General features: G+C 37.7%; 17 protein-coding genes, 1 pseudogene and 1 riboswitch. Of the genes and pseudogenes, 1 reads left to right on the top strand and 17 read right to left on the bottom strand.

What is annotated here, in order from left to right; translation table 11 throughout:
• Positions 1 to 117 precede the first annotated feature (117 nt).
• The 15 genes from B1A77_RS05500 to B1A77_RS05430 all read right to left on the bottom strand — a co-directional run bounded on the left by B1A77_RS05500 (position 118) and on the right by B1A77_RS05430 (position 24,063).
• Positions 118 to 1,155: an OmpA family protein gene (locus tag B1A77_RS05500; RefSeq protein WP_077708219.1), complete on the bottom strand. Its 1,038-nt coding sequence runs from the start codon at positions 1,153 to 1,155 to the stop codon at positions 118 to 120.
• 552 nt (positions 1,156 to 1,707) lie between these two features.
• Positions 1,708 to 3,117 (bottom strand): MATE family efflux transporter, encoded by a 1,410-nt coding sequence (locus B1A77_RS05495; protein WP_077708217.1) that lies wholly within the window; start codon positions 3,115 to 3,117, stop codon positions 1,708 to 1,710.
• Positions 3,118 to 3,372: 255 nt separating this feature from the next.
• Entirely contained in the window at positions 3,373 to 4,044 is a 672-nt protein-coding gene (locus tag B1A77_RS10240) for a YadA-like family protein (protein WP_237301733.1), read from the bottom strand.
• Entirely contained in the window at positions 3,980 to 12,412 is an 8,433-nt protein-coding gene (locus B1A77_RS10095) for an ESPR-type extended signal peptide-containing protein (RefSeq protein WP_237301731.1), read from the bottom strand. The genes B1A77_RS10240 and B1A77_RS10095 overlap by 65 nt, the downstream gene beginning before the upstream one ends.
• 415 nt (positions 12,413 to 12,827) lie before the next feature.
• Positions 12,828 to 13,799, bottom strand: coding sequence for a 5-oxoprolinase subunit C family protein (locus tag B1A77_RS05480; protein WP_373051446.1), 972 nt, complete (start codon positions 13,797 to 13,799; stop codon positions 12,828 to 12,830).
• A gap of 37 nt (positions 13,800 to 13,836) precedes the next feature.
• Entirely contained in the window at positions 13,837 to 14,580 is a 744-nt protein-coding gene (gene pxpB, locus B1A77_RS05475; RefSeq protein ID WP_077708212.1) for a 5-oxoprolinase subunit PxpB, read from the bottom strand.
• A gap of 74 nt (positions 14,581 to 14,654) precedes the next feature.
• Entirely contained in the window at positions 14,655 to 15,851 is a 1,197-nt protein-coding gene (locus B1A77_RS05470) for an NRAMP family divalent metal transporter (protein WP_077708211.1), read from the bottom strand.
• A gap of 141 nt (positions 15,852 to 15,992) precedes the next feature.
• On the bottom strand, positions 15,993 to 16,760 hold the full coding sequence (locus B1A77_RS05465; protein WP_021147838.1) for a LamB/YcsF family protein: 768 nt from the start codon (positions 16,758 to 16,760) through the stop codon (positions 15,993 to 15,995).
• 180 nt (positions 16,761 to 16,940) lie between these two features.
• Positions 16,941 to 17,588, bottom strand: a complete 648-nt coding sequence (gene thiE / locus B1A77_RS05460) for a thiamine phosphate synthase (RefSeq protein WP_021147837.1) — start codon at positions 17,586 to 17,588, stop codon at positions 16,941 to 16,943.
• 3 nt (positions 17,589 to 17,591) lie between these two features.
• The gene (gene thiF / locus B1A77_RS05455; protein WP_021147836.1) at positions 17,592 to 18,227 is read right to left on the bottom strand and encodes a sulfur carrier protein ThiS adenylyltransferase ThiF; all 636 of its coding nucleotides are present in this window, start codon (positions 18,225 to 18,227) and stop codon (positions 17,592 to 17,594) included.
• A 12-nt stretch (positions 18,228 to 18,239) separates the two neighbouring features.
• Entirely contained in the window at positions 18,240 to 19,340 is a 1,101-nt protein-coding gene (thiH, locus tag B1A77_RS05450) for a 2-iminoacetate synthase ThiH (RefSeq protein ID WP_077708210.1), read from the bottom strand.
• 9 nt (positions 19,341 to 19,349) lie between these two features.
• Positions 19,350 to 20,120: a thiazole synthase gene (locus B1A77_RS05445; RefSeq protein ID WP_021147834.1), complete on the bottom strand. Its 771-nt coding sequence runs from the start codon at positions 20,118 to 20,120 to the stop codon at positions 19,350 to 19,352.
• 1 nt (position 20,121) lies between these two features.
• Positions 20,122 to 20,319, bottom strand: coding sequence for a sulfur carrier protein ThiS (gene thiS / locus B1A77_RS05440; RefSeq protein ID WP_021147833.1), 198 nt, complete (start codon positions 20,317 to 20,319; stop codon positions 20,122 to 20,124).
• Between the two features lie 23 nt (positions 20,320 to 20,342).
• Entirely contained in the window at positions 20,343 to 21,647 is a 1,305-nt protein-coding gene (gene thiC / locus B1A77_RS05435) for a phosphomethylpyrimidine synthase ThiC (protein WP_021147832.1), read from the bottom strand.
• 77 nt (positions 21,648 to 21,724) lie between these two features.
• Positions 21,725 to 21,832, bottom strand: a riboswitch (TPP riboswitch).
• Positions 21,833 to 21,909: 77 nt separating this feature from the next.
• Positions 21,910 to 24,063 carry an ATP-dependent Clp protease ATP-binding subunit gene (locus tag B1A77_RS05430; protein ID WP_008602705.1) on the bottom strand — a complete coding sequence of 718 codons (2,154 nt, stop codon included), beginning with the start codon at positions 24,061 to 24,063 and terminating at the stop codon, positions 21,910 to 21,912.
• Between the two features lie 429 nt (positions 24,064 to 24,492).
• On the opposite strand from B1A77_RS05430, the gene B1A77_RS05425 reads away from it, so the two are divergent.
• On the top strand, positions 24,493 to 24,870 hold the full coding sequence (locus B1A77_RS05425; RefSeq protein ID WP_101928978.1) for a hypothetical protein: 378 nt from the start codon (positions 24,493 to 24,495) through the stop codon (positions 24,868 to 24,870).
• Positions 24,871 to 25,132: 262 nt separating this feature from the next.
• Here B1A77_RS05425 and tnpA read toward each other — a convergent pair.
• Together tnpA and B1A77_RS10285 are read right to left on the bottom strand one after the other, a co-directional pair.
• Positions 25,133 to 25,597, bottom strand: a pseudogene (gene tnpA, locus B1A77_RS05420) (IS200/IS605 family transposase).
• Between the two features lie 117 nt (positions 25,598 to 25,714).
• Entirely contained in the window at positions 25,715 to 25,915 is a 201-nt protein-coding gene (locus B1A77_RS10285; RefSeq protein ID WP_418369007.1) for a hypothetical protein, read from the bottom strand.
• Between the last annotated feature and the right edge of the window lie 288 nt (positions 25,916 to 26,203).

Raw genomic sequence — 26,203 nt, 5'->3', positions numbered from 1 at the left:
TATGCAATTTTAGTATAACACAAAAGTCCACCTTATCGCATGCTCGAATTCTCGATAAACAAGAGAGCATGATTGAAGGTGGACTTATTGTAGGCCTAATCTAGATTAGTCTAGAGATTAGCGATGAATATAAACGTCTACACGACGGTTTTCAGCTTTACCTGCTGCTGTAGAGTTAGTTGCAACTGGTTTAACATCACCATTAGCAATACCGATAAGACGATCGGCAGATACACCATGGTTAACTAAATATTGAGCCACATGTTGTACGCGGCGTTCAGACAAAGCAATGTTGTATTGAGGATTTGCATCAGTATCAGCGTTACCCATCAATTTAACTTGGTCTTGAGAATATTGGTTAGCAGCATTTACAGCAGCTGTTAAGTTTGGATATTGGTCTGCACGAGCAACATCTTGGTCGGAGTCAAAGTAGATAGATTGTACATAGTAATCCAATTTAGGAGTTTTATATGCAGGCGCTTCTACAGTAGGAGCTGGAGCCGGAGTGTATACAGGAGCTGGCGCTGGAGTGTATACAGGAGCTACGGATTTGTGACCACCGAAACGGTAAGATAATCCTACTACAGGACCTTGGAAGGAAATATTAGACTTATCATCACGTTTAGTATTGATATAACGATACCCTGCATTAATATCCCAGTCTTGGTTAACTTTATAACCTAAACCTGCTTCCCAAGTAGTAGTTCTCTTAGTCCCTACACCCGCTTTACCATAAACGTCTACTTTGGAGCCAAGGTTAGCTTTACCAATTACACCTAATTGAGCAATATTATTTGCTTTAGGGAATGTATCACCAGAAATGTGAGCATAACCGCCATATACTGCGAAATTTTTGTTCAAGGATTGAATCAAATTAACTTCTTGCATTCTATCACTATAGCTAGTGCCGAACATTTTATCATTCAAACCATGGTATTGGTATTGCAACGCTGTTTTATCTGTAAAAGCGTATGTTACACCACCATCAAAGTTCCATTTTGCATCAGAAGTCCAAGCTTTAGTTTTTGCTTTAGAATCAGACGCACCAAGATTAACTTGAAACTCACCTTTATTGAATTGAGTTTGAGGAGTTGCACCTGCTACGGACACACCTACAGCAGCAACTGCCAATAAAGCTAATAATTTTTTATTCATTATAATTCCCTCCAAAAACAGCCCTTATAATACTTAGGCTTTGGTAATAATATGCTTATATTTTACACAATTTTTCAATATAATTCAATATTCTTCATGAATATTTGATGAATTTTTAGTTATATCTATCTATAAATATTATAAATATAAATATTTAAACCCTCTCTATTGCCGAATCACTGCGATTTTCTGCACATATTACATTCCCGAAATTATAATACTATTTATCTTTTTTAAGATTCTCTAACAATAATAAAATTACTGGTCTTATAAGTTCATCAAAATCATTATTATATATACTAATAGATCTAACTATAATTGAACGAATAAAAGCTCCCTTATGCACTAAGGAAGCTTTTATCATTTCATATGTATATCCCTTACATATATACGTGAAATCAGAAGTTTCTGGTCAGATAACACATTCCCCAATGTGTCATTTTTTTCACATTACGTATTGTACATCAAAAATTTTTAATAGACAAGAGTTTATTCACTTCTTTTTCATGAATCCTTCTAAAACTTTCAATGTAAAAAAGAATTTACATCTCATTAAACAACCTTATGTTGCCATGTTCCTCGAATAAATCTCAAATAAGAACAACATAATCTTAGAGACTGATCGAAGCACAAAGATAACCATGCCCCAAAAAGCCCTAAACCTAGTGTAATGCACAATAAATAAGTAATAATAGGACGAATGATTGCTACGCTTACAAGAGAATATTTCATAATGTAATATGTATCTCCTGCCCCTTTCAACACACCGGAATACACTTGCTGTAATGCTTGAGGGAATGCAGCGATAGCCATAATGCCCATCAAAGTGGCTGAAAGTGTAACAACATCACTTTCACGAGTATATAACTGTACTAAAAAATCACCAGGACCCATAAAGATTAATGCACTTACAAGGCCCACGACTAAACCAATACGAGCACCAATTTTACCATAAGTACGTGCAATATCTGGTCGTTTGTGTCCCAGACTTTGCCCCGTATGTGATGCACCTGCAAATCCAAGACCCATCGCAAAATAGTAAAATATATCCATTAAATTCATACATACGTAATGTGCTGCTAAAGGTACCGCACCTAAGGAAGCAACAATCATAGTGTATGTATACATACCGAACCGCTCAAAGAACTGTTCTCCTAAAGAACTGCCACCGACATGAAACATTGTATGTAATACGGGCCTTTCAAAAGTCCATTTCGACGGATGGCGCAATGTTAATCCAGTAGAAGTATGTTGTGAAATCGTACGCAACAACAATAATGCAATAATAGCACTACTGATCATAGTGGATACACCTGCCCCCATAACGCCAAGTTCAGGGAAGAAACCAATACCATAAATCAAGAAGAAATTCATTATCGTATTCAAAATATTCCCTACTACATTAGATTTAAAAATAACTTTAGTGTTACCATATCCAATGAGTGCAGCCCCTACGATTTGACTAAAGGACTGAAATATTAAGCTAATAACTATGAAACGACCATACCAAACGGCTGTTTCAATATAGCCATCTTCAGCACCCGTAAAACGTAGAATATGCTCTAAGTTCAAGAAACATATCAATAATAACGGTACATAAATTAAAAAATTCAATAAAATAGATTGCTTGAGTACGGCATTCATACCATCTACACCACCTTCACCATGACGACGAGCTATAATTGCCGTCACAGCAATGGATAAGGCTCGACAAAAGATGAGCATTACCATCTCAGGTTGCCCCATAATGCCTACCGAAGCAAGAGCTGACGCACCTAAGGCGCCAACCATCGCCAAATCAATGGCAGTCATAAATTGTAACATCAAGCCTTGTAATGTAGCTGGCCAAGCTATTTTTAAATAATTACCATATAGCTGCTTTGTAGTTCCTACAGGTCCTAATCGTTCTGCAACAGGCAACATGGTATCTACTGAAAGCCATCGTTGTATACGGTCTAACATCCTATCTCCTATTCATGTAAGATCATATAGTAAAGGCATTACTTCACCTCTTATATCTATTGTATTATATCATATAACATATGAGAAATCATTCATATGTTATGCTTTTTAAATAAGAATATATATCAAAATAGCAAAAAAGAACCTCTTATACGAAATGTATATACCCTATCAAGTACAACAATGTATAAGAGGTTCTTTAGTTTTACAGGAAAATAACTATCTTAGACTATTATCAAAATTAGTTCTCAACTCTTAACCTTTAGAGGCTAATAATTGATTTACTACGGCACGCAAGTCATCTAAGCCTTGTTTAGTTTCAGCCAATTCTTGACGTTGACGTTCATTTTCAGCTTCTAATGTATTTAGACGTGCTGCTTGATTAGCAATAACAGTTTTTTGATTACTATTTTCTTTTTTGAGACTAGATACTTCATCTTGCATTACATAAACAGAGCTAATAGGACCTGCTTTATAACGCTCTGGGATAGCGTCTTTTCTTTCACGACTACCACCAAATTTATGCGTTACACCTGCATTTACCATGTTATGGCTAGTGCCAAGTGAAACACCTACGTTGAACATAGTATCTTCAGTTCGGTAGTGAGCAATACCGATGGCACCAGCAGTTTCACCACGGTAGTTACCGATACCAGCCATAATTTGTGTTGGTTCCAATGGATCATATTGAATTGGTTTCAACGCTGCCATAGCTGCCGCATGAGCACCAACACGTTGTGTTTCAGTACCAACACGATTAACAGCTTCTTGTAAACCAGCATTAGAGGCTTTTAACTGGCTAACATTTACTGCATCAGTATCAGCTGTGCCAGGAGCTACCCCATGAATTTTCTTACCACCATTATTTAAACCGTCTACAGTAAGGGATACAGGACCAGCTGCTGCATCTGCCGGAGTAATAGTCATACCCCCCCCCATTAATTGTAGTAGAGTTGCCAGCTGCATCTTTCACAGTTGTACCTGCAGGAGTGATTTTAGTAGATACACCGTTTTCATCACCTACAGTAACACTGTTTAGGCCTTTTAAGTCTTTAGCCAAGCCATATGTGAAAGTAGTTCTGTCTTGATTAACTACAAGATTATCACCAGCTTGGAATTTTACGGTATCCCCACCTTGTACTTTTTCAACGGTACCGCCAGCAGCTGTTACCTTCCATGCAGATATATCTTTAACTTGTTGTTTACCAGCATCTGTCAAGTTGCTCAAGTCTTGATTTGCAGCATTATCAATTTTGCCTTTAGTTGCATCATCGAGTTTAACAGTTACATCGTCGCCATTAGCAACCGTAGTAAGGCCATTTTCACCTTTCACATTGAATTTCACATCACCTGTGCTCAACGATTTTTCATCGGTAGAACCAGTATTACCACCTAAAGAAATCTTACGGGCAATAGCTGTCGTGTTTTTGTTGATATTAGCTTTATTGGTTGCGATGTTATCCTTATTAGTTGCAATATCACTAGTATTTTTAGTGATGGCCGCTTTGTTATCAGCAATATTTTGTTTGTTCGCAGCAATATTGTCCTTATTAGTTGCAATATCAGCAGCATTTCTATCAATTGCAGCTTTATTATTAGCTATTTTTTGCTTGTTATCCGCAATGGCATCAGCATTTTTACCAATCTTATCTATATTATCAGCAATGTTGGCTTTGTTTTCTGCTACTTGATCATCAACATGTTTCAATTGATCTTCTGTGGCGGCACGTCCAGAGACAGGCTGTGTTTGACCCGGAGTCCATGCAGTATTAGTCAAACCCGTTACTTGAGGTGTTTCTACACCTTCTGTAGCTTTCACTTTTGGTGCTGTAATTGTTTGATTTGCTTTTACAGTATTGAAAGTTACGTCTTGTTTAGTAGCAATTGTGAAGTCTTTACCATTTTGAGTAATGGAAATGTTATCACCATCGATAAACTTAACTGTATTGCCACCTTCAACTTTTTCGGCAGTATTACCATTAGCTACTACGTTCCATGCGGATAAATCTTTAACTTGTTGTTTACCAGCATCTGTTAAGTTGCTCAAATCCGTATTTGCTGCATTGTTGATTTTATTAGCCGTAGCATCATCTAATTTGACAGTTACATCGTCTCCATTAGCTTCAGTAACAATACCATTTTGCCCTTTAATATTGAATTTCACATCGCCTGTACTTAAGGATTTCTCATCGGTTGAACCAGTATTACCACCTAAGGAAATCTTACGACCGATAGCTTCTGTATTTTTATCAATATTAGCTTTATTGGTTGCAATATCGCCGGCATTTTTAGTAATTGCCGCTTTGTTATCAGCAATATTCTGTTTATTCGTCGCAATATTGTCTCTATTGGTAGCAATATCAGCAGCATTTTTATCAATTGCAGCTTTATTATCAGCTATTTTTTGTTTGTTATCCGCAATAGCCTCTGCATTTTTACCAATTTTATCTGTATTATCAGCAATATTGGCTTTATTTTCTGCTACTTGATCATCAACGTGTTTCAATTGATCTTCTGTAGCTGCACGACCAGATACAGGTTGTGTTTGGCTTGGAGTCCATGCAGTGTTAGTCAAACCTGTTACTTGAGGAGTTTCAACCCCCGTTGTCGCTTTCACTTTCGGGGCTGTAATGGTTTGATTAGCGGCTACCGTATCGAATGTTACGTCTTTTTTAGTAGAAACGGTGAAGTCTTTACCATTTTGTGTAATAGAAATATTATCTCCATCGATAAACTTAACCGTGTTGCCACCTTCAACCTTTTCAGCCGTCTCATTATTAGCGACTACATTCCAAGCTGCTATATCCTTAACCTGTTGTTTACCGTCTGGAGTCAAATTGCTCAAGTCTCGATCGGCTGCATTGTCAACTTTACCTTTAGTTGCATCATCGAGTTTAACTGTCACATCGTCTCCATTAGCAACAGTCGTAAGACCATTTTCACCTTTCACATTAAATTTCACATCACCTGTGCTCAAGGATTTTTCATTAGTAGAACCAGAGTTACCACCTAAAGAAATCTTACGGGCAATAGCAGTAGTATTTTTATCAATATTGTCTTTGTTTTTAGCAATATTATCTTTATTAGTAGCAATGTCGCCAGTATTTTTATCAATTGCAGATTTATTGTCAGCTATCTTTTGCTTGTTATCTGCAATATTATCCTTATTAGTAGCAATATCTGCTTTATTCGCAGCAATATTGTCTTTGTTAGTAGCAATATCTACTGCATTTTTATCAATTGCAGTTTTATTATCAGCTATTTTTTGCTTGTTATCCGCAATGGCATCAGCATTTTTGCCAATCTTATCTGTATTATCAGCAATATTAACTTTGTTTTCTGCTACTTGATCATCAACATGTTTCAATTGGTCTTCTGTGGCGGCACGACCAGATACAGGTTGTGTTTGGCCTGGAGTCCATGCAGTGTTAGTCAAACCTATTACTTGAGGAGTTTCAACTCCAGTTGTCGCTTTAACCTTTGGTGCTGTAATCGTTTGAGTAGCTGTTACCGTATCAAAGGTTACGTCTTTTTTAGTAGAAATAGTGAAATCTTTACCATTTTGAGTAATGGAAATGTTATCGCCATCAATGAATTTAACTGTATTGCCACCTTCAACCTTTTCAGCCGTTTCATTATTAGCGACTACATTCCAAACTGCTAAATCTTTAACTTGTTGCTTACCAGTATCTGTTAAGTTGCTCAAGTCTCGATCAGCTGCATTGTCGACTTTACCTTTAGTTGCATCATCAAGTTTAACAGTCACATCGTCGCCATTAGCAACAGTAGTAAGGCCATTTTCACCCTTAACATTGAACTTCACATCACCTGTGCTCAACGACTTTTCATTCGTAGAACCAGAGTTACCACCTAAGGAAATCTTACGAGCGATAGCGGCAGTATTTTGGGCAATATTAGATTTATTAGAAGCAATATCCCCTTTGTTTGTAGCAATATCAGCAGTATTTTTATCTATTGCAGTTTTATTATCAGCTATTTTTTGCTTATTATCTGCAATATTATCTTTATTAGTAGTAATGTCGCCAGTATTTTTATCAATTGCAGATTTATTGTCAGCTATCTTTTGCTTGTTATCTGCAATATTATCCTTATTAGTAGCAATATCTGTTTCATTCGCAGCGATATTGGCTTTATTTTCCGCTACTTGATCATCAACGTGTTTCAATTGGTCTTCTGTGGCTGCACGACCAGATACAGGTTGTGTTTGACCTGGAACCCAAGCGGTATTAGTCAAGCCAGTTACTTGAGGTGTTTCAACTCCAGTTGTCGCTTTTACTTTTGGCGCTGTAATGGTTTGGTTAGCCGTTACCGTATCAAAGGTTACGTCTTTTTTAGTAGAAATGGTGAAGTCCTTACCATTTTGAGTAATGGAAATGTTATCACCATCGATAAACTTAACGGTGTTACCACCTTCAACCTTTTCAGCCATCTCATTATTAGCGACTACATTCCAAGCTGCTAAGTCCTTAACTTGTTGCTTACCGTCAGAGGTCAAATTACTCAAATCTCGATCAGCTGCATTGTCAATTTTACCTTTAGTTGCATCATCGAGTTTAACAGTCACATCGTCGCCATTAGCAACAGTAGTAAGACCATTTTCACCTTTAACATTGAATTTCACATCACCTGTGCTCAAAGATTTTTCATCAGTCAAACCAGAGTTACCACCTAAAGAAATCTTACGAGCGATAGCAGCAGTATTTTGAGCAATATCCCCTTTGTTTGTAGCAATGTCACTTGTATTTCTATCAATTGCAGTTTTATTGTCGGCAATTTTTTGTTTATTGTCGGCAATAGCATCCGCATTTTTACCAATCTTATCTGTATTATCAGCAATATTGGCTTTGTTTTCTGCTACTTGATCATCAACTTGTTTCAATTGGTCTTCTGTGGCAGCACGACCAGATACAGGTTGTGTTTGACCTGAAACCCAAGCGATATTAGTCAAGCCAGTTACTTGAGGTGTTTCAACTCCAGTTGTCGCTTTCACTTTCGGCGCTGTAATCGTTTGTGTAGCGGTTACCGTGTCAAAGGTTACGTCTTTTTTAGTGGAAATGGTAAAGTCTTTACCATTTTGAGTAATAGAAATGTTATCACCATCGATAAATTTAACAGTATTACCACCTTCAACCTTTTCAGCCGTTTCATTATTAGCGACTACATTCCAAGCTGCTAAGTCCTTAATCTGTTGCTTACCGTCAGGAGTCAAATTGCTCAAGTCTCGATCAGCTGCATTGTCAACTTTACTTTTAGTTGCATCATCGAGTTTAACAGTCACATCGTCGCCATTAGCAACAGTAGTAAGGCCATTTTCACCCTTAACATTGAATTTCACATCACCTGTGCTCAACGACTTTTCATCGGTAGAACCTGAGTTACCACCTAAGGAAATCTTACGACCGATAGCTGTCGTGTTTTTGTCAATGTTAGCTTTATTGGTTGCAATGTTATCCTTATTAGTTGCAATGTCAGCTTTGTTTGTTGCAATGTCGCCAGTATTTTTATCTATTGCAGTTTTATTGTCGGCTATTTTTTGTTTATTGGCTGCAATATCTCCTTTATTTGTTGCAATATCACCAGTATTTTTATCAATTGCAGTTTTGTTGTCGGCAATTTTTTGTTTGTTATCTGCAATCGCATCAGCATTTTTACCGATTTTATCTGTATTGGCTGCGATATCAGCTTTATTAGTTGCAATATTGTCTTTATTGGTAGCAATATCTACTGCATTTTTATCAATTGCAGTTTTATTGTCAGCTATCTTTTGTTTATTATCTGCAATAGCATCGGCATTTTTGCCAATCTTATCTGTATTATCAGCAATGTTGGCTTTGTTTTCTGCTACTTGATCATCAACGTGTTTCAATTGGTCTTCTGTGGCTGCACGACCAGATACAGGTTGTGTTTGCCCCGGAGTCCATGCAGTGTTAGTCAAGCCTGTTACTTGAGGTGTTTCAACTCCAGTTGTCGCTTTCACTTTTGGCGCTGTAATCGTTTGTGTAGCTGTTACCGTGTCAAAGGTTACGTCTTTTTTAGTGGAAATGGTAAAGTCTTTACCATTTTGAGTAATAGAAATGTTATCCCCATCGATAAACTTAACTGTATTGCCACCTTCAACCTTTTCAGCCGTCTCATTATTAGCTACTACATGCCATGCTGCTAAATCTTTAACTTGTTGCTTACCAGCATCTGTTAAGTTGCTCAAGTCTCGATCAGCTGCATTGTCAACTTTACCTTTAGTCGCGTCATCGAGTTTAACAGTCACATCGTCACCATTAGCAACCGTAGTAAGACCGTTTTCACCTTTCACATTGAATTTCACATCACCTGTGCTCAAGGATTTTTCATCGGTAGAACCAGAGTTACCACCTAAAGAAATCTTACGAGCGATAGCTGTCATGTTTTTGTCGATGTTAGCTTTATTGGTTGCGATGTCAGCTTTGTTTGTAGCAATGTCGCCAATATTTTTATCAATTGCTGTTTTATTGTCGGCAATTTTTTGTTTATTGTCGGCAATGGCATCAGCGTTTTTGCCAATTTTATCTGTATTATCAGCAATATTGGCTTTATTGTCTGCTACTTGATCATCAACTTGTTTCAATTGGTCTTCTGTGGCAGCACGACCAGATACAGGTTGTGTTTGACCTGGAACCCATGCAGTGTTAGTCAAGCCAGTTACTTGAGGTGTTTCAACACCAGTTGTCGCTTTCACTTTTGGCGCTGTAATCGTTTGAATAGCTGTTACCGTATCAAAGGTTACATCTTTCTTAGTGGAAATGGTAAAGTCTTTACCATTTTGAGTAATAGAAATGTTATCACCATCGATAAACTTAACAGTGTTACCTCCCACAACCTTTTCAGCTGTTTCATTATTAGCGACTACATTCCAAGCTGCTAAATCCTTAACTTGTTGTTTACCATCAGGAGTCAAATTGCTCAAGTCTCGATCAGCTGCATTGTCAACTTTACCTTTAGTTGCATCATCGAGTTTAACAGTGACATCGTCACCATTAGCAACCGTAGTAAGACCATTCTCACCTTTCACATTGAATTTCACATCACCTGTGCTCAAGGATTTTTCATCAGTCGAACCAGAGTTACCACCTAAAGAAATCTTACGAGCGATAGCAGCAGTATTTTGAGCAATATTAGCTTTATTTGTAGCAATTTCACCAGTATTTTTATCTATTGCAGTTTTATTGTCAACAATTTTTTGCGTATTCGCAGCAATACTGTCCTTATTGGTGGCAATATCTGTTTTGTTTGTTGCAATGTCACCTACATTTTTAGCAATTGCGGTTTTATTTGTACCAATAGCAGTTTTGTTAGCTTCAGCTTTATCGTCAACTTTTTTCAATTGAGATACATTGACAGCATCTTTATCAGCAACACCATCTGCTACATTGGCAACTTTCAAATTTCCAGCATTGATACCTTTATCACCATCAATTTTTACAGTTTCATTACCGCTAGCATTATTGAAAGAAGCACTGTTTAATTTAGAAAGATCTTTTTTCAAAGCTACAGAGATTTTCTTATCATTTCTAGCAACCGCAACATTATCGTCACCAGAAAAATCTACTGTATTACCTTTTTCAACTGCTACTGGTGTAGCTTCACCATTAGCAGAAAGATTCCAACCATATTTATTTTGATCAATTGCTTGATTAATCGCATTAGCTACGTTGGCAGAATCCGCCATGCCAGCAGTCGCTGTAGCGCTACCATTTGCTACTGTGATATCTTGCTTTTTACCAGAAACTGTAATTTTCTTACCATTAGCTGTAGTGCTAATGTATGTATTATCACCATTTACAGCCAATTTACTATTAGCAAGGTTCACATCGCCTGTACCAGTATCACCTGTAAAAGCTAGATTAACACTCTTTAATTGCGCCACGTTTACTGCGTCTGTATCAGCAGTACCTGCAGCAACATAGTTAATTTGACGTGTTTGGTTTATCGTACCAACAGCAACACCACCTAATTTAGACGTTAGGGCGGCACCACTTAAACCAGCATATATATCTGTACGACTAGCATTAACATTATATCCCGCTACGCCTGAAGCAATATCAGCTATAGATTTTGAGCCAACAGCTACACCATCTACTACTTTACCTCTGGCGCCATCACCAACAGCCACAGAACGACTTGCAGATGCGTCTGTTGCAGCATTTGGGCCAATAGCAATAGAATTATCGGCCGTAGCACCAGTATTATCTTTATTAGCAGCATCAGAAGATTTTATAGATATATATTTATAAGCGATTTGGTCTACAATAGCGCTAAGTTGAGAGCCATTAATTGCATCTGTGGAAGTAGCACTTACTTCGCCAGGAGCCACATGTTTCAACTGACGTTCATACCCTTTAGAACCAAAAGATACAACGTCACCTGGCAATGTTTTATCACCACCAGCCCAGGAAGCAACAACATTATTTGGCAAAGTATAGCTAGATTGTTTTGTACCGCCTACATCAGTGTTAGAACCACCACCGATGGCAATAGCATTATCACGATTTGCCCTAGCCCCTGTACCAATAGCAATAGCATTTGTTACATCATTATTGGCTTGACCAGAAGCACCACTAGAAGTTCCTGATAAACGATCCTTCGCATTTGCACCTGTACCAATGGCAATGCCCACATTGCCTGACTGACCTTTCATGCCTAATGTGATACCAGATTCACCAGCCGTTGCCGATGTATATAGTGGGTTTCTCATATCAAATCCTGTTAAGCTTTGAACTGCACTACGCAAATCCCCAGTTTTATTCTCACCATTATTCGTAGTGTAAATAACTTTTACACTATCGGCTTTAACTACATCATCGCCACCAATAACAATAGAAGAGTTACCTTGAGCTATTGTATTTCCCCCAATGGCAATTGCTTGCTCCCCAATTACTCTTGCACCTTCATTAGCAGTATTACCACCACCAATAGCGATTCCTTGTGGACTGTTAACACTGGTACTAGAATTAGAACCTATTGCAATAGAATATCCACCAGCAGCTGCTGCATTTTGACCGAAACCTACAGCTTTGTCACCAGTAACAGAAGCACCATCCCCCAAGCCTACTGCTGTTGCATGCAGATTTGTAGGCAAAGTATTTGCCGCCATAGAGATGCTAGCATTAGTCATTGCTAATACAGCCAAGATTGCTGCTACAACAATTTTCTTTTTACCACTATTATTCTTAGCGAACTCAGATACTACTACGTAACAGTTTTTTGATTTGCTCCAAACCACTTTAAAAATCTTATTCATACTTTCTCCTATAAACTAGATTAATATTAATGCTCCCTCGATGTTTTATCATATGGTAAGTCATACGAGAATTTCAAAATCTTCAATATTACAAGTATACCAAAACCTTTAATATACTATCAAGTTTTTTCATTTATTTTTCATAACTATAGGCATTGCACAAACAGCGTAGTAATGGGCATTATAGTGATTCATGTCACAAATTTATATAAAATATGGGCTTATTTTATACCATATCAAAGAGATAAAATGAATATAAATTCATAATCATTATTTTAAACTTATTTTATAAGATTATATTTTCCCACCACCTCATCAATTCATCTTACTTTACATAACAAAAAGCTATCTCATAGAAATGACAATCTACGAGATAGCTTTATTACTAAATTGTATAATTAAATTAGGTAACGAATTAGCTTACTTTAAAAACATATAAACTTTGTTCGTGTGCTAATTCTATTCGCTTATGCAAGTGTCTAATATATGTACGATATATTTCTTGTGCTTCTTCAACGGATATAATATCAAAATGAATTCCATCCCCTACTGGCAATTGGCTTAACCTAGGTAAATCGGCGGTAATGACAGTACCAATCTTTGTATAGCCGCCCGTTGTTTGTCGGTCCGCCATGAGGACTATTGGATTTCCATCTGACGGAACTTGAATAGAGCCAAATACAGCACCATCAGAAATAATGTCTGCACTATCGATATGCTCTATGACAGGGCCATCTAAGCGGAAGCCCATGCGATCACATTGTACGGTCAATGTATATATTTTACTACCAAAGGTCTTAATCCCTTTCTCGGTAAAATACTTTGCTTGCTCTCCTAGTACTACACGCAAAGGTTCGTGACACTCACGACCGCCGCGGTTATATAAAGCGGTATTGAATAATTTATGAGTTCCATAGAAGTCGCACACATTCACTTCGTGTCTAGTAAATGCTTTAATGCCAAACTGATCACCCGCTTGTAATGAACGCCCCTCAAAACCACCTATTTTAGCCTTTGTATGAGTGGATACGCTACCGTTAATAGCAGGAACATCGACCCCACCAGAGAAAGCAATATACATACGCACGCCACATTGGCTGAAGCCACCAGAAATGATATCCCCTTCGTGACAAATAAAAGGTATATATCTAGGCACAACTACATTGTTAATGGTTGGGTGCATGTCGGCCCCTGTAAAAGCAACAATACATGTACCTTGAACAGTTAGCGTAGGAGGTAACACGGTACATTCTAAAGCACCTAGAGGTTCCTTGTTTCCTACTAGAGCCTGTCCCAAGAGATAGCTTTCACTATCCATAGGACCTGCCACAGGCATACCATATTGTTGAAAGCCAATACGCCCTATATCTTGAATCGTTGTATACATACCCGGAGCATCTACGCGGATTAAAGCGCGTTGAAACTCATTTATATCCACGTAAATCACCACTTTCTATTTCATATATAGATGGAATATATTCCATACCCAAGGATTTAACCCTATGGAATTCGTTTTCATCGATAGACACATAACGAACGTAGTCTCCGGCTTGCAATAGTGCAGCTTGCTCCTTAGACATGTCATACATAGTCACAGGTGTGCGTCCAATAATCTGCCAGCCTCCAGGAGAATCTGATGGATATGTGCCAGTCTGTTCTCCTGCAATACCTACAGAGCCGGCAGGAATCAAAGTCCTTGGAGAGGATAGTCGAGGCGTCGCAATGCGTGGATCCATGCCACCTAAATAGGTAAATCCAGGAATAAAGCCTAACATATAAACTAAATAATCTGTACCACTATGAATGGATACAACCTCAGCTTCACTTAAATGATTATAAGAGGCTACAAAGCCTAAATCTGGGCCAAACTCGCCACCATATACGGTGGGTATTTCAACAATCGTAACGAGTTCATTTGCGCTATCCGTTACCGATTCTTGCAATGTGGGTTCAAGAATTCTACAAATATCTGAATAAGAATATACCATTGCATCATATTGAACAAGCAATGCGCAGTATGTAGGAACTAGTTCAATAATTCCATCTAGCTGTAAATCTTTAATCTGCTCTATAATTTGTCGGATGTGTCGATTAATCTTTGGATCGATTACTTGACCAAAATCAATAGAGATAGCGCAATCCCCTACAGGTGAAATTGTAGGTTTCATATGTACCTCCTGCTATAACTAGAAAGGACCATCACATTCAAGCCGAACGTAATGGTGCTTTCACAGATAATTAATTAACCTAGTAACTTAGCAATGCCTTTTAAAGATGTAACACCAATATAAGATGTTACAAGCACTACAATCCAACCGGTATAATATAAAAGTTTATTGTGTTTGTATGTTCCTACGATTTCAGATTTATGAGTTGCGACAAGCATAACTGCCAATGTAACAGGTAATATTAACCCATTTACAGAACCAGCTAAAATCAATAGAGATACTGGTTTACCAATAAAGATTAAGATACATGTAGAAATAAAAATAAACGCCATAATAGTCAATTTTTCATTTCGTTCTACAATCTTAAACAATGTTTTTAAGAAGGATACTGATGTGTAGGCAGCCCCTACTACAGAGGTCAATGCAGCACAGAAGAACACTATACCGAATAATTTATGTCCAATTTCACCAGCGCCGAGAAGAAACGCAGAGCCTGCTGGGTCTTTAGAATCTAGTACAAAGTCCATGGATACTACACCTAAAACGGCTAAGAACAATAACACTCGAACTAATGCATCTACAGACATTCCCATAATTGCTGCACGACGTACATCTTTTAAATGCTCTTGACCTGTAATACCTGCATCAATGAGGCGGTGACCACCAGAAAATGTAATGTAACCACCTACAGTGCCTCCAATAAGTGTAATCGTTGCTAACCACGGCACATGCTCTGGAATCACAGAATGAGACAAGGCTTCTCCTACTGGTGGATTCGTAGAGAATGCTACGTAGGCGATAAGAACAAGCATAACAGTACCGAGTACTTTAGCCGTATTATCTAAAACACCACCCATCTTCTTAGATGTAAATAATAAGATACCCAAGATACCGCTAATAGCGGCCGCTGTTGTTGTGTCGATACCAAATATAATATTGAGGCCCATAGAAGCACCACCAATATTACCGATATTAAAGGCCAATCCACCAAGGGAAATTAAAAATGCCACTATATAACCAAGGCCTGGCAATACCTTATTCGCAATATCTTGACCACGCATTTGGGATACACCAATAATCGTCCACACATTAAGCTGTGCAATAATTGAGAAAATAACGGATACAACGATAGCAAATGCAAAGTCTGCTTTCAACTCATTTGTAAATGCTGCCGTTTGTAACATAAAGCCAGGTCCAATGGAAGACGTGGCCATTAAGAAAGCTGCCCCTAATAGGACAGAGAAACTCGCTTTACCTGTAATTGGTTTCATAGGAACCTCCACATATAATAATTAATCTATGCCATACTTATTTCTTAAAGCTCATACTTACATGTAATACTTACTTTTAATACTTATATTTGCATTTTTGTTGGTATTAATTAAGCATTTATTTTAATGTATTTAATAGTGTTATCGGTGTTGAAAATTCGCCACCGTTACACCAGCTTTTATGAGCCCTTCCCGAATATATCTTGTGAAAGCTATCGCTTCTGGGTTATCACCATGAACACATACGGAATCGGCCACAATATCAATGGTCTTCCCCGTATTAGTAACAACCTTACCCTTTGTAACCATCATAAGAACTCGGTCTAAAGCCTCTTGCGGGTCTTTAATGAAAGCACCTACTTCTGTACGAGGGACCAATGTTCCCTCCTCTGTATAGCCACGATCGGCAAACACTTCCTGTATAACAGGAATACCTCTTCGCTGTGCCTCTTGAGCAATATAACTACCACTTAAAACCATGGCCGCGATATTAGGATTTACCGCTTGCAAACCATCTAAAATTGCATCAGCTAGTACAGGTGTAACACAGGCTGTATTGTAAAAAGCACCATGTAATTTCATATGCTGTAAAGTAATGTCATAACTATCACAAAAAGCTTGAAGTGCACCTAGTTGGTACATCATATATGCTTTTGCCTCAGCAGGATTTACTGCCATCGCACGACGACCAAATCCCATCAAATCTGGATAACCAGGATGTGCCCCTATGGCAACTCCTTTTTCTTTACATATGCGGACAGTCGCATCCATGATAAGAGGATCTCCAGCGTGCCAACCACAAGCAATATTAGCACTTGTTACGTGATTTAATACTTCACTATCCATGCCTAATGTATAGTTACCAAAACTTTCGCCTAAATCACTATTTAAATCTACATAATGAGACATATACTATTACCTCTCCATCTTCATCTATTTTATAAATTCTATAGAATATCGAGTTTAATGATACGATTATACTAAATAAATCGATGTGTTAGCAATGATTTTTATCATGTATACAAAATTCTTTTATAACCAAAAAACCACAAGATTTTAATCTTGTGGTTTGTATGTAAACTCAATTTTTTATCTGACTCTACTATATCCAGTCATAAGCTCATAAACCGTATTTTGTATATTGTCCGACTCTGTTATTTCAGAAACGGCACAAATAAAATCGGGATGCGCTTGCCAAACGATATCAGCATTTGTCGTTTTAATTCCTCCAATGGCGACAATGGGAACCTTACTAAATTGCTTTGCCCAATATACATAAGAAATTCCTACAGGATTAGCATTGGGTTTTGTCTGTGTAGAAAAAATAGGCCCTACTCCAATGTAATCTATAACACTCGTATATCTGTTTGCCGCTTTTAAATCGGATATACTATGGGTTGACCACCCAATCAACATATTAGGCCCTACAATCCGTCTTACCGTATTAGGCGGCAAATCATCTTGTCCAATATGAACACCATCAGCATGTATAGCTAACGCAAGATCAACATAATCATCAATAATTAATAGAGCATGATAATCATAGGTCAACCGCCTCAAAATCATAGCCTCTTGATATCGCAGAATCGGCGTTTTTCCCTTTTCACGATATTGAATAATTCGTATCCCTGCACTTAGCATATCTTTCACAAGCGTAACCACATCTCGAGTACCGCCCGTAATTCCATATATAGGACAAGCATTTATTACCTCTGTTAGTTTATCTTTTCTGTTCACCTATTACACCTCATTAGACATGGTCTTTTCTAGTAAAAGTGATAACGCTAGATCCGCCTGTTTTGCAGCAGCAATAGCCACACGTGGTGCATAAGGATAGGCATTGTCTACACCAGAATGCTCGTCACCAACAATATATAAATTTTGACCTAGCTTTTTAGTTCGTAATGCATCGGAATTACCTATTCCAGCCAATCCGGATACCATGATTTTAGGTACATCTACTGAGGTTGCAGCCTCTAAAAACATAGACTTAGCTTCTACCGCATCAAAAGCTTCTATCAAAATATCGGCTTTTTTATAGATTTCAGGTATATTCTCGGTTGTCAATTTATCCTTATAAATCTTAACAATAACATTTGAATTAAGGGCAGTTAATACATCTTGTAAAGCCTCTACCTTATACTGCCCCACATGACACGAAAAATAGTGTTGTCGATTTAGATTACTTAGCTCTACAATGTCATAATCTGCAACAATTAGATTTCGAATACCACTACGTACAAGATTAACAGCACAATTGGATCCCAATCCGCCAGCACCTATAATACCTACTACTGAATTCTGCAATTTACGAAACTCCTCAGGACTATAGAAGTGAGATATAGCCGTTTCAAATTCGTTATTCATATGAGCCATACACATATCTCCTCATAGCGTCTGCCAATCTTTATAAATGGGTTGATACCCATTATTTTCGAGCATTACAGCCATTTCACTTACACTGCGATTATCACTGATTGTAAATTGGCTAGAATCATCTTGTTTTGTATGTCCCCCTACAGAGGTCGTTACGCCAGCTGAAAGTTTTGTAATCCCCAGTCTCACCAGATTATCACGCATGTACTTGCTTTCACGAGAGGAAAGCGTAATTCCCACACGGGGGAACAAAAGACGCAAAGCCAAAATATATTGAACTAATGCCGTATCATCTACAGGATATTTTGGTGAATAACCTACTGCACAAGGTCGAATTCTTGGAACGGAAACAGATAATTCTACATCTGGATAATGTTGCACAAGATAATTAAGATGTAACATCGTCTTGTATGCCTCTCTACGCCATTCATCAAGCCCCATTAAAGCACCAATATTGACCACTCTAAATCCAGCCTGACAAGCCAACTCAGGCGTATCAATGCGCTTTGCAAAACCACTCTTAGGCCCAAATGGATGTAATTGCGCATACAAAGTCGGATTATATGTCTCTTGGAACATCGTCATTCCATCCGCACCAACTGCGACTAATCCTTTATATTCCTCCAGCGTAAGCGAATACACTTCTATACTAACGCTGCTAAAAATAGGAACCAATGTTTCTACGGCGGCCTGTATATATGCTGGTGGACTGCAAGATTTAGACTCGCCAGTTAATACCAAGACTTGCTCTAATCCCGTTTCAGCGATTGCTTTCGCTTCAAGTTCAATATCGTTTAAGCTTAGTTTTTCACGGGCAATTCCACTATGATGACTATATCCACAATAAACACAACCATTGTCGCAATAGTTTGAAATGTACATAGGCGTAAACAGCTGTATGGTATAACCAAATTGCTGTACCGTCTGCTCATGAGCTAACTGCGCCATATCTTCTAAATACAGCAGGGCTTGAGGTGATAACAGAATAAGTGCATCATCAATAGCTAACGCAGGTTTAGAGAGTGTTGAAAGTATTTCATCACCAGTTATCGCCTCTAATGTTTCAGCTATATCTTCGTCAGAAACTCTTGAAAGCACATCTAAAAATGACATATTCTCACCTTACTTTCGCAAGAAACCAGTTAACGGTGAAGATGCACTGCCTACAGACTTCTTAGGTGCACATTTTGCAAGATATGCCTTGCGGCCAGCCTCTACAGCATAATAAAAAGCCTCTGCCATACCTACTGGATTTGAGCTCGTAGCAATAGCCGTGTTAACAAGAACAGCGCTAGCCCCCATTTCCATAGCTATTGTTGCATCGGAAGGTCTCCCTATTCCCGCATCAACAATAATTGGCACATCAATAGAGTTGATTAAAATTTCTATCAATCCTTTTGCTTCAAGTCCACGATTGCTACCAATAGGCGAAGCGAGGGGCATAATACAACTAGCACCAGCATCTACTAGTCGCTTTGCATCCATCAAATTAGGACTCATATAAGGAAAGACGATAAACCCTTCCTTTGCCAACACTTCAGCAGCCCTAATAGTCTCTAGATTATCGGGCATCAAATACATCTGATCTTGAATGACTTCAATCTTAATCAAATCACCACAGCCTAATTCTCTTGCCATGCGTGCAATACGTATTGCTTCGTCTGCATTTCGAGCGCCCGATGTATTCGGTAATAAATGCATTCTATCAGGGATATAATTTAATATATCCTCTTCACTTTGTGTTGTACCTGCTCGTCTAAGAGCAACCGTCACAATGTCTGATTTCGATGCTACCAGTGCATCTCGCATCAAATTATAGGATGCATATTTCCCTGTTCCTACTAATAAGCGACTAGAAAATGTTGTATTACCTACAGTAAATGAATCCAACATATCAACCACCTCCTACAAAGCTAACGATTTCTAATCTGTCAGCAGCCGTTAATTTAGTGGTTGTATATGCTTCCTTACTAAGAATCTCTCCATTAAGCTCAACTACAAAGTGTTTACCAGAATAGCCTAATTCATCAAGAATCAAATGAAGTTGCTCACCTACAACATACTTTGGCTCTCCATTAACAATCAAATCCATAATGACCTCCCATATGAAAAAGCTTATAAAATATCAATATATTCTTCTTGTAAAGCTTTATTCATACTGCGCACAGCACAGAACTTGCCGCACATCGAACAGGTTTCACCATGATCTTCCTCCGGTGCTCTACTTTCACGAATAGAACGAGCCCGTTCAGGATCAAGGGCACAAGCATATTGTGCCTCCCAATCGAGAACTTGACGTGCCTTAGCCATAGTGTCATCTATATCTCTTGCATTAGGAATACCACGAGCAATATCTGCAGCATGCGCCGCTATTTTGAAAGCCATAATTCCGTCTTTTACATCATCTGCATTTGGTAAGGCTAAATGTTCCGCTGGTGTAACGTAGCATAAGAAGGATGCACCATACATACCCGCTACAGCGCCACCAATAGCAGCCGTAATATGGTCATAGCCTGGAGCAATATCTGTGACGAGCGGTCCCAACACATAGAATGGCGCTCCATCACACAAGGACTCTTGTATCTCCATATTCATTTGTATTTGATGTAAAGGTACATGCCCAGGTCCTTCAATCATAGCTTGTACACCATATTGTTTCGCTCGTTTTGCCAATTCACCAAGCCTTACAAGCTCTTCAATTTGGCACACATCAGTGGCATCCGCCAAGCAACCTGGACGACAAGCATCACCTAAAGACAACGTAACATCATATTCTTTGCAAATCTTTAAGATTTCATCAAAGTATTCGTAGAATGGATTTTCATGGCCTGTCATGCTCATCCATGCAAATACCAAACTCCCTCCGCGGCTAACAATATTAAGCAACCGTTTATGATTCTTGATTTGATCTATTGTTTTTCTCGTAATACCACTGTGGATAGTAATAAAATCTACACCATCTTGAGCGTGTAATCGAATAGTGTCCAAGAAATCTTGAGCTGTTAATTCACCTAAATCTTTTTGATGATGAATGACACTATCATAAATAGGCACCGTACCAATCATTACTGGCGATGTCTCAATTAATTTACGTCTAAAAATACGAGTGTCACCATGAGTGGAAAGATCCATGATCGACTCTGCGCCAAGTCTAATAGCTCGATTAACTTTTTCAATTTCACTATCATAATCAGTGACGTCTTTCGATGTACCTAAATTAACATTGACTTTCGTTCTAAGGCGTTTGCCAATCCCCTCAGGCGAAATACTAGTATGTTGCTTGTTACAAGGAATAACAACCTTTCCTGCTGCCACTAGTGAACGTAATACCTCTTCATCCATACGTTCTTTTTCCGCAACTACTTTCATTTCCTTCGTAACTACACCAGCCACAGCAGATTCCAATTGAGTCATAAACATTTTACATCCTCCTATATAAAAGACATATATAGTTAGGTATGCAAAAATGGGTATCGAACAAAATGATCGATACCCATATTAAGTATTAGCGTGCTTCCTACGCGGGCATGATCCCGATCAGGTATAAAGGTCAGGTGCTCGCAGCCCTTTCTCAGCCTATATAATAGGCTCCCTTGCATACTCACTATATAATTATGCTATTAATATTACTACTTTATTCAGATTTGTCAAATGAATATTCCGACACTTTTACGTCTATTATTTATTTCTCAGCCTTATCTTGGTCTTTGCTATCATCGGAATCTGCTTTTTCAGAGATTACAATATGACCATCCTTAACATCGGCAAGCAAGTGTTTAGCATCGATGTGATCCAAATAGAAATCAGTTACATTATCGCGGATTTCAGATTCGATAACACGACGTAATGGACGAGCGCCCATAGTTTTGTCATACCCTTGTTCCATCAACAATTCTTTAGCTGCATCTGTTACATCAAGAGTGATATCTTTTTTAGCTAAAGTTTTATTCACTTGATCAAGCATCAAATCTACAATTTTTTTCAAATCTTCTTTGCTCAATTGATTGAACTCGATAACTGCGTTGAAACGGTTCAAGAACTCTGGACGGAAGAATGGCGCGATGCGTTCCATTACATCTACTTTATTTTCATCATCATTGTCATTACCATAACCGAAACCTGCATTGGATGTAGCGATGATAACAGTATTTTTAAAGTTTACTGTGTTACCTTGACCATCTGTTAAGCGACCATCGTCCAATACTTGCAAAAGTAATGTAATAACTTGAGGGTCTGCTTTTTCGATTTCATCGAATAATACAATAGAATAAGGATTGCGACGTACGCGTTCAGTCAATGTGTTAGAGTTATCTTCATAACCAACATAACCAGCTGTAGCGCCGATTAATTTAGATACGGCTGTGCGATCACTATATTCGGACATATCCAAGCGAATGATTGCATCTTTGTTACCAAACATATCTAGAGCTAATTGTTTAGCTAATTCTGTTTTACCAACACCTGTAGGACCTACGAATAAGAAGCTACCGATTGGACGGTTACCTTCGTCAAAGCCTGCACGGTTACGACGAATTGCTTTAGATACAGCTTCTACTGCTTTATCTTGACCAATTACATGAGCTTCTAAACGAGATTTCATGTCTTTCAAGCGCTCGATATCGGATGCACCCATTTGAGATACAGGGATACCTGTCATTCTTTCAACGGCTTCTGCTACATCGTTAACCTTAGCCACTACCTTTTGATTTTCTGTATGGTTATCAAGCTCTGCTTGTAACTTTTGAATACGCATTTTTTCATTAATCGCAGATTCATAGTCTTCTTTTTGAGCATATTCCTCTTGTTTTGCTTTAGCATCAGCAATATCTGCTTCCAATGTTTTAATATCTGTTACAGGATGTTGAGACGCCAAGTGAGCTGCTGTTACATCGATTAAATCAATAGCTTTATCAGGCAAGCTACGTTGTGGAATATACTGTACGGAATAATCTACAGCTGCTTTCAACACCGCGTCTGGCAATTCAATATTATGATGCGCTTCGTACAATGGACGAATGCCTTGTAAGATTTTGAAAGTATCCTCTGCAGATGGCGCATTTACCTTTACCTCATTAAAACGACGAGCGAGAGCCGCGTTTTTCATGATTGTATTACGGTATTCATCTTGTGTTGTAGCCCCAATAACAGTCATTTCACCACGAGACAAAGCTGGTTTCAAGATATCTGCCAAGCCTTTGGAGCCTTGACCATCACCGGTAGAACCAGCGCCCAAAATTTGGTGAATTTCATCGAAGAACAAAATAATATTGCCAGCGGCTTTTACCTCTTTAATAAGGTTTTGAATATTTTCTTCGAAAGAACCACGGTATTGAGTACCAGCTTCCAATCCGGAAATATCGATGGAAATGATTTCTTTATTTTTAATAGCTGCTGGAACATCACCATTTACAATAGCTTGTGCCAAGCCTTCTACTACTGCAGTTTTACCAACACCAGCATCACCTACAAGTACAGGATTATTTTTAGTACGACGTGCTAAGATTTCTGCTGTTTCTTGGATTTCTTTGTTACGGCCAATTACAGGATCAAGTTTACCATCACGAGCTTGTTGAGTTAAGTTTGTCCCCAAACGAGCAAGGATGCCATCTTGTTTAATTTTACCTTGTTGCGCAGCTTGAGCAGCTTGCATTTCTTCATTAGATGGTAAGCGACCAGTTTGACGATAAAACGCAAATTCTTCTGGAGTTACTTCGCGACCATTAATCTTATAACTACGTCGTTCCGTGGAATAACCACCCATATTACCCATCAATTGATTAAACAAATCATTCATACTAGAAAATTCATTACCAAAGTTGTTAAAGTTGTTGTTCATATAAATTACCTCACTTTTTTACTACAAGTATATCTATTTGACTTTTTAAGTCTGTTTAATTTCTTGCTTTATTTCTAGGTTTTTTTAACCTTATGTCATTATAATAAACATATTAAGTCAAAAAGTCAATAGGTCAAATTAATAATTTTTGACTTTTTTTGACTTTTTTTATTTGACCAATTCGATTTATAGGTCAAAAGACAGATAAACACTGGGTTTATTCACCTAAAAGTCTCCTTAGTTATTACAAATTATAGTAATAACTTACTAGATGCTTAATAAAAGTAGTTACACAAAAAAATCCATCAATAAATAGATAACTCTAAGTCATAAACGATCTATATAAAACTCCTTCTTTTCATTTTTAAAGTTATATGCAATAATAAACATGAGCATAATATGAATTTTTTTGCTTGTATGGGGGATATTATGAAGAAATTTTATGCAATTGCACTATTAACGCTATCACTTTTTGGGTTCAATGTACAATTAAATACAGTGGATGCACAAATGATTTTTATTTCACAGTATATGGATGGTAAATACTATGCTGATACTAGTAGTGCTACATTCGTAAAAGACGATAATTTTGCAACCGTATGGGCAATAAATGTAATCGGAAATCTTAATAGTGGCAAACAAACTATAACTACTTACTATTTTCAGTACAATAAGTATAAACAACGGTATTATTGGACTTCGGGTTCTCAATACGATACACCTAAGGCGATAGACTTTAATAACAAAACACATTCAAACGCAATGATTCTAGGTGCTTATTGGGCCTCTCATGATGTACTTTTTTAAAAAATATTAAGAAAAAATCCGTAAGGTGATATGAACTGCACCCCGAAAATTGGACACAATTTTTGGAGGTGCAGTTTTTTATGTCTTGAATTACAATACAAAACGCATTAAGCTCAAATCATAACCACCCGTAGAACGGGTGTTTATGATTTGACCCTATAAGGGTCTTTCTCTAGTGGTGGCCCTCTAAAGAGGGCATTGAATGATCTGACAACCACTCTATTACCACTGGCCGCCCCCTACTCGGAGGCTTTTATTTTGTCTATTTTACCAGCTCACCTGTAAACGAGTCGGTATATTCTTTAAAGTTTAGTGTATCTTGTGCTATATCTTCTTGTAGTTGATTGCGAATATACTCTTTTATCGCTCCTTCATATCATCCCACCGTATCCATATAATATCCTCTACACCAGAAATGTCTATTTCCATACTTATATTTTAAATTTGCGTGTTTATCGAATATCATGAGGCTACTTTTGCTTTTTAAATATCCAATAAAACTCGATATGCTTAAATGTAGTAAAATCGTTACTAGCATATGTATATGATCTGGACAGCATTCTGCCTCGATAATTTCTACATTTTTTCTCTTACATAAATCTCTTAGGATTTTACCTACATCAGCTTTTATCCGACCATAAATTATTTGCCTTCTATACTTTAGAGCAAAAACAATATGATATTTACATCTCCATTTACTATGTGATAAGCTTTTTACGTCATTCATTGACATTGAACCTCCTATGTTGAAATGTTGTGGTTGCCAGACCATCTCCATTTTAGCACTAGGAGGTTCTTTCCTTTTCTCTAAGAAATTTTACTGACCCCCAGTTTAACTGGGGGATTAGTCATACCTATTCGGCGTACAAATTAAAAGGAATGAGTCCGGTAGAATACCGAACTCATTCCCCAAGAGTAGCTTAATTATATCTATCCAAGAAAATGGGTGCAGATCAATATCTATTTCCACATTCTTATATTTTAAATTGGCATGTTTATGGAATATCTTGAGGCTATTCTTTAAACCTCCCATAAAACTCAATATACTTAAATTAAGTGGAATTTTTACTAGCTTGTGAATATGATCTGGACAACATTCTACCTCCTATGATGAAATATTGTGATTTCTAGTCCAGCTTCATTTTATCATTAGGCGGCTCTTTACCTTTCTTCGCGAATAATTACTATCTTCTATTTTAAACGAGAATAGTAATTCCTATTCGGCATCCAATAAAAGGGATGCTCCCCCTATAAAATACAAGGAAACATCCATGTATTTTGTCTAGTAAATAATATATCTAGAAAAATGAGTCCATATCAATATAATTTTGAT

Origin of the sequence: Veillonella parvula, from assembly GCF_002005185.1 — a bacterium.
Taxonomy (GTDB): Bacteria; Bacillota; Negativicutes; order Veillonellales; family Veillonellaceae; genus Veillonella; species Veillonella parvula_M.
The sequence above is the reverse complement of the archived record's forward strand: the minus strand, read 5'-3'. Positions and strand labels throughout refer to the sequence as shown.